This window comes from Brevundimonas sp., assembly GCF_041648115.1.
Taxonomy (GTDB): domain Bacteria; phylum Pseudomonadota; class Alphaproteobacteria; order Caulobacterales; family Caulobacteraceae; genus Brevundimonas.
The window spans coordinates 24,469-38,308 of record NZ_JBAZPR010000020.1 but is presented as its reverse complement, the minus strand read 5'-3'; the positions used below and the strand labels follow the sequence as shown (position 1 = coordinate 38,308).

Genomic DNA, 13,840 nt, shown 5'->3' with positions numbered 1-13,840 from the left:
GCGAGGCTTACCTCTTAAAACCCGTCGGCGATTCGATTGGAGCGCGGAACCTAGTGAAACTAACCGATGAAAGCAAGAAGTTTTTCAACTCCTCCTTCCGTGGGACGTTGGAGATTTGAACCCCCGCAGCCCCGTCGGCCAGCCCGTTTCCGAGCGAGGCGGCTCTATACGTAGACCCCGATTTGTCAGCAAGCGGATTCTGACGCCAAGGGGAAAGTTTCTCAAAGACTCACGATCAGCGAGCAACGGCAGCAGCCGTCAGCCCGCAATGTAAGTCCGCAAACTCGCAGCCTCCTGGGCGTGCTCGGCGATCTGGCATTTCACTACGTCGCCTATGGAGATGACGCCGACCAGACGCTTGGCCTGCATCACCGGCAGATGTCGGATGCGGCGATCGGTCATGCGGGTCATCAGGGCCGACATCTCCTCGCCCGGTTCGGCGAAGATCACCTTGGCCGTCATATAGTCGGCGACCGGGAGATCCAGCGCCCCGGCGCCATCGGCGGCCAGGGCCTTGACCACGTCCCGCTCGGAAAACACCCCGACAACATGGTCGCCGTCACAGACGACCAGCGCCCCAACCCGTTTCTGCTCCAGCTCACCGCACGCCTGCGTCACCGTCAGGTCGGGCGCGATGGAGAAGACGGCATTTCCCTTGGTCTTGAGGATCTCGGCGACGAACATCGCGGCTCCTTCTCTCTATAAGAGACGACCGCAGGGCCGGAATGGCGACAGGGCCGCTCGGGAACCGATGATCGCTCAGCCGGCGTCAGGAAGCAAACCTCCCTGATCAGTCGTTGACCACAACGCCCTTGCCGAACACACGCGCCAGCGGCCCGATCGCCAGCAACCCGACCACGAAGCCGACGGCATGCGCTTCCCAGGCGATGCGCGCGCCCTCGGCGCCTGGCGCATAGCCGATCAGGCCGGTCACCGCATTGACGGCCATCCAGGCGATGGCTGCGCCGATCACGTGGCGGTCGGTCAGGGCCAGCACCCTGCCCTGTCCGCCCATCAACCGCGTCGCCGCCCCGATCAGGCCGAACACGGCGCCCGACGCCTCGACCATCGGCTCTGTGGAACCCCAATGGATCAGCCCATAGCCCAGCGCCGCCAGCACCCCGCACGCCACATAGAAGAGCAGGAAGACCGTCGGCCCCATCTTGCCGCCGAACAGCCGCGCGACCGGCGAGCCGAATGCGATCGCCGCGACCGCATTCATGATGGCGTGGGTCCAGCCGCCGTGCAGCAGCATGGCCGTCAGCAGTCCGCCCCAGCGTCCCTGCTCCAGATCGGCAGGCGCAAAGGCCATGCTCATCCCCATGTCGGGCAACTGCCGCTGGAAATAGAACAGCACCGGCATCGACACGGCGATCAGCAGCACGACCAGCGGGACGTTGAACGCCTTCTCTCTGGGCGGCTTGCCTTCGGGAGTTCCGTCGAATCGACCGTGTGCGTCTGACATGGGGCACAAATGCGCAAGGCCTCCTGCGACATCAAGCGCTTCTTAACATCCTTAATGCAGGTTGGGGTGCGGATCGCGTTCGGGGTCCGGCGTTCGTTTGTGCGCGAGGAACCATCGTAATGCCCGCCAAGAGGCTGTTTCTATCCACCGCCGTCGTGGCCGTCGTGGCCGCAGCGAGCCTGCCAGCCGCCGCGCAATCGACGGGTTCGGGCGGCGCATCGCGCTTCCAGCAGGGTTACGGCGGCGCGCGCACGGCCGCCAACACCGCGACCACCGGCTATACCCGCGACGCCAACGGCAACCGCCTGATCGTCAACGGCATCATCCAGTCGGGCGCCTCATCCTATTCCAGCCAGTCGGGCGGCGTCGCCTCGGCCTATGCGGGCGCTGGCTCGTCCAGCAACGGCGGCACGACCATCGGCGGCTCAACCGCCATCGGCAACCAGCTGAACGTGGTGGTCCAGGGCAACCGCAACACCGTCATCGTCAACTCGACCCAGACCAACACCGGCGCGATCAACGCCGGCACGGCCCTGAACGGGAACATCAACCTGCCATGAGCCGCCGCCATCTCATCAAAGGGGGAGCCGCCGTTTCGGCCGTCGCCCTGCTGCTCGCCGGCTGCGTCAGCCCGGTCGCGGGTCCGTCGGGTCAATATGCGACCCCGATCGGCAATGCGCCGGTGACCGCAAACCCGACCCCCTATTCCGCCGCGCTCTATTGCCTGGCCGACTACGCCCGTCGCTACAACCTGCCCTCGCCGCGCATGGCCGTGGGCCGGATCAGCGACTACACCGGCACGGTCTCTTCGGATGGCGGCCGCCAGATCACCGGCGGCGCCTCCCTGATGGCCAACTCGGCCCTGGCCAAGGCCGGCGCGCGGATCGTCGAACGCTACGACACCTCGGTGTCCGAGCTTGAGCTGCGCTACGCCAACAACAAGCTGATCGGCGACCAGGCTCCTGACGCCCAGGGCCCTGAGGACACCCAGTATCGCCGCATCCTGGCCGGTCAGGTGCCCGGTTCGGACTTCTATGTCGTCGGCGGCATCACCGAGGTGAATTACAACATCCGCTCCGGCGGCTTCGACATCGGCCAGGGCGAGATCAACTCCGCCCGCCCCGGTTCGACCATGCTGAACCACCGTGTCTATGTGATGAACATCGCCATGGACCTGCGCCTGGTCCAGACGACCACGCTTGAGGTCGTCGATGTCGTCTCCTATCAGAAGCAGATCATCGGCCGCGAGATCTCGGCCGGCGTGTTCGACTTCCTGAACGGCAACGTCTTCGACATCTCGGCCGGCACGGGCGGGATGGAGCCGACGCAGTTGGCCGTCCGCGCCCTGGTCGAACGGGCCACGGTCGAGTTCATGGCCAACCTCTATGGCGCGCCCGGCCCCGAAATCTGCCTCAACGCCGCCAACGATCCGCTCGGCGATTCCACCGTCGGTCCGACCGGCGGTTATTATCCGGCCTATCCCACTCAGGACACGAACAATGGCCAGACCCGCGCCGATCCGTCTCGCTGGAATGATAGCCGCGACGGCGACGTTCGCCGCACTCGCCACTGAAGCGAGCGCGCAGCAGACGCCGGCCTGCGATCCGCAAGCCGGCGAAGCCTGTTCCAGCACCCAAATCCAGACCGGCGACATCACCGGACAGGTCAACATCAACCTGTCCGTCGATCAGGTGACCGTCAGCAACAGCGCCCAGGGCAATGCGCTCGCGGGCGGGGTGACGGCTGCGTCCGCCGGCCTGGTCTCGCGCCAGACCATGACCGGCGCGACCGTCGCGCGCAGCAACGTCGTCGTGAACGGGGAGGCCGACGGCCAACTCAGCGTCCAGACCACCGCGCGCGGCAACTACCTGGGCGTCACCACCGACCGCGCGACCTTCGCCGTCGATGCGACCCAGTCCACGACCGGCGATCAGGTGCGGGCCGGAACCTATGTCCAGGCGCCGGGCGGCCGCGTGCTCCAGGGCGGCTTCGCGACCAGCGCCGCCGTCGCCAACTCCGTCGCCATGGGCGGCCCCTCCTCCTCGCTGACCGGTGTGATCGACCAGACGGCCCAGACCACTGTCTTCGCCGAGACCGTCGCCGACGTTCAATACATCCCCGCGCCCGCGACCTTCTCGTCCCAGGCGGTCGCCAATGCGGTCCAGACCAATACGACCGGCGCCTCGCACCAGGACCTGGCCATCCGCCAGTCCAACGCCGCCTCGACGACAGAGGCCCGCACCGACGTCTATGTGGACAACGCCTGGGACCTGACGGTCGGCGCCAACGCCGGCGCCAACCAGGCCATCACGGCCAATGCCGGCGGCTCGATGCTGATCGAGACGGACCAGACCAACGCCGGTCGCGTCCGCGCCGACGCCCGCGTCCAGACCAATCTTCAGGGCCAGACGGTGCTGGCCGCCCGCAGCGTCGCCAACGAAACTGTCGCCGGCAACAACGACATCTATCTGAAGCTGGACAACACCCAGCTGAACTCCGGCGGGGTCGAGGCCAACGCCACCTATGTCGGCGTCAGCGGCTACGACGCCTATGTCGGCGCCGACGCGGTCGGCAATGCGGTGACCGGCTACGCCTGTACCCAGTGCGGCGGCGGCGACGTCAACATCACCAACAACCAGACCAACAGCGGCAATGTCACCGCAACCACCAGCGCCACCGTCGCCTCCGGCCGCACCGCCGTCGTCGGCGCCAACGCCGTCGGCAACACCGCCACCTTCTACGTCAGCCGCCCAGGCGGCTAATCCAAACATGACAAGTCGGTAAGGTTCGTCGGTCCAGCTTGCTGGAAAGGCAAGCTCACTTTACACATCCGGGATCGCGCCATCGGGGGTTGCGGTTTCGGAGTTATATTATGCGTTCTGCGCGTCATCTGCTGCTCGTCGCCGTCTCGGGACTGGCCCTGACCACGGGGGCTTTCGCCGCTCCTGCTTTCGCCCAGACTGCTGCTCCCGCCGCCTCGGCCGGCCAGGTCGCGCCGTCCGCCCCCTGGGCCCAGGCCGCCAGCGACATTCCCGCCGATCCCGCCGTCCGTTACGGCCTGCTGCCCAACGGCATGCGCTACGCCCTGCTGCACAATGCGACGCCTCCGGGCCAGGCCTCGTTCCGCCTGCGCATCGACGCCGGCTCGCTGATGGAGCGTGACGACCAGAAGGGTCTGGCGCACTTCATGGAGCACATGGCCTTCAACGGCACCAAGGACGTGCCGGAAAACGAGATGCTGCGCATCCTCGAACGCCTGGGCCTGGCCTTCGGCGCCGACACCAACGCCTTCACCAGCTTCGACCAAACCGCCTATATGCTGGAGCTGCCCAACACCAAGGACGAGACGGTCGATCCCAGTCTGCACATCCTGCGTGAGATGATGTCGGCGGCCCTGATGGCGCCGGACGCCATCGATTCCGAGCGCGGCGTCATCGTTGGCGAGGAACGCACCCGCGACACGCCGCAACTGCGCGTGCTGAAGACCCAGCTGGGTCTGCTGGCGCCCGGCCAGCGGCTGTCCGAGCGTTTGCCGATCGGCGACCTCGACATCATCCGCAATGCCCCGCGCCAACGGTTCGTCGACTTCTACGACGCCTATTATCGCCCGTCGCGCGCCACCTTCATCGCCGTGGGCGACTTCGACGTGGACGCGATGGAGGCCAAGGTCCGTGCGGCCTTCGCCGACTGGAAACCCACGGCTGCCGACGGTCCCGAGCCCGACCTGGGAACGGTTGCCCCGCGTGAGCCCACGACCAGCATCCTGGTCGAGCCCGGCATCCAGTCCTCGATCCAGATCAACTGGATCAAGAACCCCGACCTGGAACCCGACACCGCCGCCGAACGCGCCGCCGACATCCGTCGCGGCCTGGGCCTGTCCGTGCTGAACCGGCGCCTGGGCGAGATCGCCCGCGCCGACAACCCGCCCTTCATCGGCGCCGGCGCCGGCTATCAGTCGCTGTTCGACAGCCTGGACGCCGGCACCCTGTCGGTCGCCTTCAATCCCGGCGGCTGGCAGCGCGCCCTTGAGACCGTCGAACAGGAAAGCCGTCGTCTGGCCGAATACGGCGTGACCGACGCCGAGCTTCAGCGCGAGATCGTCAACACCCGCACCGCGCTTCAGAACGCCGTGGCCTCGGCCGCGACCCGTTCGACCCCCGCCCTGGCCACCGGCCTGCTGGGCGCCGTCAACGACGACCAGGTCTTCAGCGCGCCCCAGACCAATCTCGACCTCTTCAACAGGGCGGTCGAAGGTCTGACCGTCGATCAGGTCAACCAGGCGGCCAAGGCCGTGTTCGAAGGCCAGGGGCCGCTGGTGCTGTTCAGCTCACCCGTCCCGGTCGAGGGCGGCGAAGCGGCCGTCACCGCCGCACTGAAGGCCTCGCGCAACACCCTGATCCAAGCCCGCGCCGTCGAGGCCGAGCTGAAATGGCCCTATGACAACTTCGGCGCTCCCGCGGTCCCGGCCTCGCGCACCGAGGTCGCCGACCTGGGCGCCACCCTGGTCCGCTTCCCGAACGGCACGCTGCTGAACATCAAGAAGACGGACTTCCGCGCCGAACAGATCCTGGTCAGCGCCCGAACCGGCATCGGCGAACTGGGTCTGCCTGCAGACACCCTGTCGCCCTTGTCGATGGCCAGCACAGTCCTGACGCCCGGCGGCCTGGGCAAGCTCAGCCTGGACGAGATCAACCGCGTCCTCAGCGGCCGCACCTACAGCGCCTCGGTCAACCAGGCCGGAGACGCCTATGTCTTCTCGGGCGCGACCAAGCCTGCCGATCTGCAGTTGGAGCTTCAGGTTCTGGCCGCCTACCTGACCGATCCCGGCCTTCGCGCCGCGCCGTTCGAACAGACCAAGGCCATGTTCCCGCAGATTCTGGCCCAGCTGGGCGCCACGCCCCGCGGCGTGTTCCAGCGTGACGCCTCGGGCCTTCTGGCTGACGGCGATGCGCGCGAGATGACCCCGACGGCGGAACAGATCGCCGCGATCCAGATCGACGACGTGCGAAACGGCGTCCGCTCGGCCCTGGCCCAGGGTCCGGTCGAGATCACCGTCGTCGGCGACGTGGACATCGACGCCGTGATCGCCGCCGTCGGCTCGACCTTCGGCGCCCTGCCCTCGCGCGGCGCCGAACCGACCCCGCCTGCCGGCTCGACCGAGCGCAAGTTCCCCGCACCCGTCGCCACGCCAGTCCAGTTGCATCATACAGGCCCGACCGAACAGGCGCTGGGCTTCGTGGCCTGGCCGACGACCGACCAGATCGCCGATCGCAAGACCGCGCGTCAGCTGTCGATCCTGTCGGACGTGCTGCAACTGCGCCTGAACGACGAGATTCGCGAGAAACAGGGCCTGGCCTATTCGCCCAGCGCCGGCTCCAGCGCCTCGGACGTCTATCCCGGCTACGGCTTCATCTCGGTGACGGCGGAAACCCCGCTGGCCGCCCTGCCGAAACTGTTCGAGACAGTGGACGCCATCGCCGCCGATCTGCGTGACAACCCGGTCAGCGACGACGAACTGAACCGCGCCCGCCGCCCGGCCGTCGAACGTCTGCGCCGCAGCATGGCCGACAACGGCTACTGGATGACCCAGCTGGCCGAGGCCCAATCCAACCCGGCCACGCTGGACCAGACGCGCAATCAGGTCGCCACGCTGGAAGCCGTCACCGCCGCCGATCTTCAGGCCCTGGCCCGCCAGTATCTGAAGCCCGACGCCGCCTGGCGCGCCACCGTCACTGCCCAAGCTCCGGCTCAGTAAGCGCCCAAGAAAAAGGCCCCGGTTCTTGCGAACCGGGGCCAGTCATCAGGATCGTCGACGGAGAGCCGACGGTCTTGTTATCTCACGTCCCGCCTGATCGGCGGCTGAATGGACCTGTTCGGCTCCCGTTCAGAACACCCGGCCGCCGACGCCGCCGTCCAGGGTGATCACCCCGGTCAGCACGGTCGCGCTCTCGACCTGTTCCTCGCGGTATTCGGTGTACTCTTCTTCGCGATACATCGTCAGGATCTTCACCCCGGCGCCGTAGCGACGCAGCAGCGACCGCTCGTTGCAGTCGCGCTCGGGCTTCTCGGGACGGCATTCCAGCCTGCCCTCCGGCCCGTACCATAGCGCCTCGTGCTTGCGGCAGGTCAGGGTCGTGCCGTGATCGAAGCTGATGTCGCCGTTATAGTCCGCGATGGTCGCCTGCAGCCAGGTGCCCGACAGGCAGCGATAAAGCTCGCCGTCGAACCCGTCCGCGATCTCGCGATCCGGCCGCACCTGGGATGCCGGGTGCGGCACCTGGCGGTCGTCGATGCAGACGGCCTGGATGACGACCCGCTTCATCATGCTGCGGAAGGCGCTGTAGGGGGTGCGGATGGTCTGGGCGACCATGCCCTCGACGGCCAGGCCCTGGATCGTGGTCGGATAGGGCTGATCGACGCTGACATAGGCCGCGCCGCCGCCCCTGCCATAGCTGCCCGAGAAGCCGCCGGCCCGCGCGTTCAGAAACGACCGCGCGCCCGAGTTGGCGTTGGCGCCCGCGTTCGCATTGGCGTTTGCGCCCAGGTTCACGTTCACATTGACGTTGGTATTGATGTTGCCGTTCCAGTTTCCGCCGCCACCGCCGCCGCCAGGACCGCAGTTTCCACCGCCGTTGCAGGGCGGCGGCTCGGGCGGAGGCGGCGGCTCGCACGATGTGCAGGGCGGCGGCTCGCAGCCGGACGTGCATTGCGCCAGGGCCGCGCCGGCGCCCGCCGAGACGGCGAGGCCGGCCGCCAGGCCCAGCATCCATTTCGTGATCCGCAGCCGCATCGGCGGGAACTCCCAAACGTAGATTTCGTGTCGACCAGACAAGACGCCGGCCGATCCTGCATTCACCAAAACGACAAAAGCCTTTCGTTTCCGTTGATGCGCCGCATCCTTCGGGATGGCGCAATGCCGCATCCGTCTGCTAGACCGCCCGCATAATGACCGTCCGCGTCTCCATTCGCCTGATTTCGATTAGCCGCCCGGCGTAGCAACTCTGGGCCTTCTGGCCCCGTGCACGCCGGGATCGACAGCCCTCAAGCAGCGCGAAGCGCGATAGGGCGAAGAACAGCGAACGTAACTCTAAAAGACTCCGAGACGACCCATGGCCGACGCCCCCGAAAACACCACTGAATCCACCGCCCGCGACTATCGCGACACCGTCTTCCTGCCCGAGACGCCCTTCCCCATGCGCGGCGGCCTGCCCCAGAAGGAGCCGATCATCCTGGAACAGTGGGGCGACCTGTACGGAACCCTGCGCGCCGAGCGGCAGAAGCAGAACGCCCCCCTCTATGTCCTGCACGACGGCCCGCCCTACGCCAACGGCGACATCCACATCGGCCACGCGCTGAACAAGACGCTGAAGGATTTCGTCGTCCGCAGCCGCTTCCTGCTGGGCTATGACGTCGACTACGTCCCCGGCTGGGACTGCCACGGCCTGCCGATCGAGTGGAAGATCGAGGAACAGTTCCGCGCCAAGGGCCGCCGCAAGGACGAGGTCTCCAAGGACGAGTTCCGCGCCGCCTGCCGCGAATACGCCGGCAAATACATTGACCTGCAACGCGACCAGTTCAAACGCCTGGGCATCACCGGCGACTTCGCCAACCGCTACGCCACCATGGATTTCACGTCCGAGGCGGCCATCGTCGCCGAATTCCACAAGTTCAAGAACACGGGCCAACTGTATCGCGGGTCCAAACCCGTCATGTGGTCGCCGGTCGAGCGCACCGCCCTGGCCGACGCCGAGATCGAATACCACGACCACGTCAGCCCGACGATCTGGGTCAAGTTCCCGGTCACGGCCATGTCCGACGACCATCCTGACGACCTCCTGGCCTTCCGCTCCAGCACCCCGTCCATCGTCATCTGGACCACCACGCCCTGGACCATCCCGGCCAACCGCGCCATCTCTTACGGCCCCGAGATCGCCTATGGCCTCTATGAGGTCACGGCCATGGAAGAGGGTCTTGAGTTCGCGCCCTGGGCCAAGCCGGGCGACCGCCTGATCCTGGCCGACAAGCTGGCCGAGGACGTGTTCAGGGCCGCCAAGATCGCCGCCTGGACCCGCGTCTACGACATCAATCCGTCTGGCCTGGAGACCGCCCACCCGCTGGCGGCCCTCGACAGCGGCTACGGCTTCTCCGTGCCGCTGCTGGCCGGCGACCACGTCACCGACGACGCGGGCACGGGCTTCGTCCACACCGCGCCGGGCCACGGCGCCGACGACTTCGAGGTCTGGAAGGCCCACGGTCATCACGAGGTGCCGGACACCGTCGATCCCGACGGCGCCTACTACCCTGGCGTCCCCCTGTTCGCGGGCCTCAAGGTGCTGGAGACCGAAGGCAAGAAGACCGGCAAGTTCGGCCCCGCCAACGGCGCGGTGATGGAAAAGCTGATCGAGGCCGGCAACCTGCTGGCGCGCGGCCGGATGGAGCACTCCTATCCCCACTCGTGGCGCTCCAAGGCCCCGATCATCTTCCGCAACACCCCCCAGTGGTTCATCCGCATGGACGAGCCCCTGAAGACTGAAGGTCAGCAGTCCGGCGACACCCTGCGCGAGACGGGGTTGAAGGCCATCGACGACACCGCCTTCCACCCCGCCGCCGGCAAGAACCGCATCCGATCGATGGTCGAGGGCCGCCCCGACTGGCTGGTCAGCCGCCAGCGCGCCTGGGGCACGCCGCTGGCCATGTTCATCGACAAACAGACCGGCCAGCCTCTGCATGACGCCGAGGTCGACGCCCGCATCGTGTCGGCCGTCGCCGAGCACGGCGCCGACATCTGGTTCACCGCGCCCGACGCCGACTTCCTAGGCGCTCACGACCCGGCCCGCTACGAAAAGGTCGAGGACATCCTGGACGTCTGGTTCGATTCCGGCTCGACCCACGCCTTCACCCTCGACCCGCGCACGCCCGAGCACGGCTACGCCGGCGACCGGCCGGCCCACTGGCCCGCCGACCTCTATCTGGAAGGCTCCGACCAGCACCGCGGCTGGTTCCAGTCCTCCCTGCTGGAAGGCTGCGGCACCCGCGGCCGCGCCCCGTTCAAGGCGGTTCTGACGCACGGCTTCACCCTCGATGAGAAGGGGGAGAAGATGTCCAAGTCCAAGGGCAACACCACCGATCCCCTGACCATCATCAAGGAAAGCGGCGCCGACATCCTGCGTCTGTGGGTGTCGCTGGTCGACTATTCCGAGGACCAGCGGATCGGCAAACAGATCCTCCAGACCACGGTCGACGCCTATCGCAAGCTTCGGAACACCGTCCGCTATCTGCTGGGCGCCCTGGCCGATTTCGACGAGGCCGAACGCCTGCCGCTGGACCAGATGCCGCCGCTGGAGCGCTTCATCCTGCACCGCCTGCACGAACTCGACGCCCAGGTCCGCACCGCCTACACCGAATACCGCTTCCAGGACGTCGTCCGCCCGGTGCTGGAGTTCTGCTCCAACGACCTGTCGGCCCTCTATTTCGACATCAGGAAGGACGCCCTCTACTGCGACCGTCCCGACAGCCTGCGCCGTCGCGCCGCCCGCACCGTGATGGACGAGGTCTTCTCCCGCCTGACCGCCTGGCTGGCCCCCCTGACCCCCTTCACGATGGAAGAGGCCTGGACGACGCGGTTCCCGGATGCAGGCACCAACTGCGCGCGGGTGATCCCGGAGACGCCGGCGGAATGGAACAACCCGGCCGAGGCCGCGCGGTGGGCGAAAGTCTTTGAGGTCATCGACTGCGTTAATACAGCGCTGGAAAGCGCCCGAACCAATCGGGAGATTGGAGGTGCGCTCGACGCCTCCGTTGAAGTCACCACCTCTGACGACCATCGTGAAGCTTTCAAAGGCCTCGATGCGGCGGAAGTGTTTCGAACCAGCTTGGCCAAGTTCGAGCGCGAAGCGGCAGTCTCAAGTCTGGACATCCCGGTCGAAACTGATGAGCAACTTCAGCAACGCACTGATGAACATGCTCGCGGCTTGATCCACGACCACCACTCCTCGATTGCCCACGTTCGTATCGTTCCGCTCCTCGACCAACCCAAATGCGCCCGCTCTTGGCGCCGCGTCCCCGATGTCGGCTCCGACCCCGCCTATCCCGACCTCTCGGCCCGCGACGCCGAAGCGGTCAAATACTGGGACGAAACCCACGCGTAACGAACCCTTCTCCCCTCGGGGGAGAAGGTGGCTCGCGCAGCGAGACGGATGAGGGGGCTGTGTCCGCAGTCTCACCCTCACCGTCCCGAGGCGGAGAGAAACCACTCATCCAAGGCCTCCGGCCCCGCCTTCTCCCCGAGGGGAGATGGACGCGCATCATCGTCTCTTCCCCACTTGTGGGGAGGGGGACCGCGTAGCGGTGGAGGAGCTCTTGAAGTCCCACGGGCGCCTCTCCCTCCCCTTCATGGGGAGGGACGATCGCGCAGCGATCCGGGTGGGGCCGTAAGGACGGGCGCTACGCCTCACACGACCCCACCCCGGCTGCGCTGCGCTACGTCGCCCCTCCCCATGAAGGGGAGGGAGAAACGCGCCCCAGCCATCACAATGCCGCTGGTTCATTCCTAGCGAATCCAACCGCTTGCCGATTTATGTCCCCGATCTCCTGCCCACGGGGTCAAACCGCCCCATAATACACCCGTCCCGTCGCATGGAGGGCTCGCTTGGCCTGCGACCTTGCGGCGGCGGGAGCGGATGGAATGGGAGCGGGTCTGAAACGGCTCGCGCCGGTGGCGACACATGGTGCGCCGTCGGAGGGTCGAGGGGGATACTCGATCGCACTCGGGACGGGGTTTCGCAGACCCCGCCGACCCGTCGCAGGCTTATGGGGTTAGGCGATAAGACCGCCACCGCTCGACGCCCCGAGCTTGAAGGCCAACCAACCGCGCGGAGCGTCACACCCTTCGTCGAAACGGTAACAACACAACAGAACTCCGGGCGAAGGCCCGGCGCTCCGCCCAGCCCTCCAATAACTTCGCAGCGAAAGCGCGAAGACAAAGCCGTTTTCCGTCCCGCGCGACACTGCGTCATCTTGTCAAACCGCCCTTCGCGCCCCAACTGCAAAGCCTAGCCAAAATCACACCCTCGCCCGCGACAGGAGCCCTGATGCCGCATGCCGACAGCCTGATCCTCACCCTGGTCGGGGGCTTCGTCCTCGCCTTCGTGTTCGGCATGCTGGCGCATCGGCTGAAACTGTCGCCCCTGGTCGGCTACCTGGTCGCGGGCGTCGTCGTCGGTCCCTATACGGGCGGCTTCGTCGCCGACACAGAACTGGCGCCGCAACTGGCCGAGATCGGCGTCATCCTGCTGATGTTCGGCGTCGGCCTGCACTTCTCGCCCAAGGACCTGATGCAGGTCCGCAAGGTCGCCATCCCCGGCGCCCTGGTCCAGATCGCCGTCGCCACCGTGCTGGGTTGGGGTCTCGGCCGGTTCGTCCTGGGCCAGGGCGATGTCGAGGCCCTGCTGATGGGTTTCGCCCTGTCGGTCGCCTCCACCGTCGTCCTGCTGCGGGCGCTGGAGGAACGCAAACAGGTCAAGGGCGAGATCGGGCGCATCGCCGTCGGCTGGCTGATCGTGGAGGATCTGGTCATCGTCATCGCCCTGGTGATGCTGCCGATGATCCTGGGCCCGGCCGGAACCCAGACGGACCTCGCCGTGCTTGGAACCAATGTGGGCCTGACCCTGCTCAAGGTGGTCCTCTTCGTCGTCGGCATGCTGGTCGTCGGCGGCAAGGTCATTCCCTGGCTGCTGATCCGCATCGCCCACACCAAGTCGCGCGAGCTCTTCACCCTGGGCGTTCTGGCCATCGCCCTGGGCATCGCCTGGCTGGCCTATTTCCTGTTCCACTCGTTCGCCCTGGGCGCCTTCCTGGCCGGTCTGGTGATGAACGCCTCGCCCCTGGGTCACAATGCGGCCGAGCGGTCGCTGCCGCTGCGCGACGCCTTCGCCGTGCTGTTCTTCGTTTCCGTCGGCATGCTGTTCGACCCGATGATCGTGGTGCGCCAGCCCTGGGCGGTCCTGGGCGTGCTGGGCATCGTCATCGTCGGCAAGTCGGTCGCGGCCCTGGTCATCACCAAGACCTTCAAGCTGGACCGCCCCACCGGCTTCACCGTCGCGGCGTCCCTCGCCCAGATCGGCGAATTCTCCTTCATCCTGGCCGCCCTGGGCGTGTCCCTGGGCGCCATGAGCCGCGAGACCCACGACCTGATTCTGGCCGCCGCCCTGCTGTCGATCTCGTTGAACCCGTTCGTCTTCCTGTTCACCGACCGGATGGGCGGCAAGCCCAAGCCGCCCCTGGCCGGCGCGACTGGTCCAGCCGCCGCCGACGGACCGATCACGGATGCGGTAGCGTCAGCCTGACCCCCTTTTCGCCCCGTCGGACGCCCGCTAT

9 protein-coding genes are annotated in these 13,840 nt (G+C 66.9%); 6 read left to right on the top strand and 3 right to left on the bottom strand.

What is annotated here, in order from left to right:
* Positions 1 to 258: 258 nt before the first annotated feature.
* Together WC597_RS15985 and WC597_RS15980 are read right to left on the bottom strand one after the other, a co-directional pair.
* Complete coding sequence (locus tag WC597_RS15985; protein WP_372694907.1) at positions 259 to 684, bottom strand: CBS domain-containing protein; 426 nt, start codon at positions 682 to 684, stop codon at positions 259 to 261.
* Positions 685 to 790: 106 nt separating this feature from the next.
* Positions 791 to 1,465, bottom strand: coding sequence for a rhomboid family intramembrane serine protease (locus WC597_RS15980; RefSeq protein WP_372694905.1), 675 nt, complete (start codon positions 1,463 to 1,465; stop codon positions 791 to 793).
* A gap of 119 nt (positions 1,466 to 1,584) precedes the next feature.
* On the opposite strand from WC597_RS15980, the gene hfaA reads away from it, so the two are divergent.
* From hfaA to WC597_RS15960, 4 genes are all read left to right on the top strand, one after another.
* A complete protein-coding gene (hfaA, locus tag WC597_RS15975; protein WP_159845350.1) occupies positions 1,585 to 2,025 on the top strand; it encodes a holdfast anchoring protein HfaA in 441 nt (146 codons plus the stop codon).
* On the top strand, positions 2,022 to 3,038 hold the full coding sequence (gene hfaB, locus WC597_RS15970) for a holdfast anchoring protein HfaB (protein ID WP_372694903.1): 1,017 nt from the start codon (positions 2,022 to 2,024) through the stop codon (positions 3,036 to 3,038). The genes hfaA and hfaB overlap by 4 nt, the downstream gene beginning before the upstream one ends.
* Positions 2,998 to 4,227, top strand: coding sequence for a holdfast anchor protein HfaD (gene hfaD, locus WC597_RS15965; protein ID WP_372694901.1), 1,230 nt, complete (start codon positions 2,998 to 3,000; stop codon positions 4,225 to 4,227). Before hfaB ends, hfaD begins: the two co-directional genes overlap by 41 nt.
* Before the next feature lie 110 nt (positions 4,228 to 4,337).
* Positions 4,338 to 7,220: a M16 family metallopeptidase gene (locus WC597_RS15960; protein WP_372694899.1), complete on the top strand. Its 2,883-nt coding sequence runs from the start codon at positions 4,338 to 4,340 to the stop codon at positions 7,218 to 7,220.
* Between the two features lie 129 nt (positions 7,221 to 7,349).
* Here the strand turns inward: WC597_RS15960 and WC597_RS15955 are convergent, their stop codons facing one another.
* Positions 7,350 to 8,255: a hypothetical protein gene (locus tag WC597_RS15955; protein WP_372694897.1), complete on the bottom strand. Its 906-nt coding sequence runs from the start codon at positions 8,253 to 8,255 to the stop codon at positions 7,350 to 7,352.
* A gap of 319 nt (positions 8,256 to 8,574) precedes the next feature.
* Between WC597_RS15955 and ileS the strand changes: the two genes are divergently transcribed.
* Positions 8,575 to 11,613, top strand: a complete 3,039-nt coding sequence (gene ileS, locus WC597_RS15950) for an isoleucine--tRNA ligase (protein ID WP_372694895.1) — start codon at positions 8,575 to 8,577, stop codon at positions 11,611 to 11,613.
* A gap of 942 nt (positions 11,614 to 12,555) precedes the next feature.
* Entirely contained in the window at positions 12,556 to 13,809 is a 1,254-nt protein-coding gene (locus WC597_RS15945; protein ID WP_372694893.1) for a cation:proton antiporter, read from the top strand.
* Positions 13,810 to 13,840: the final 31 nt, after the last annotated feature.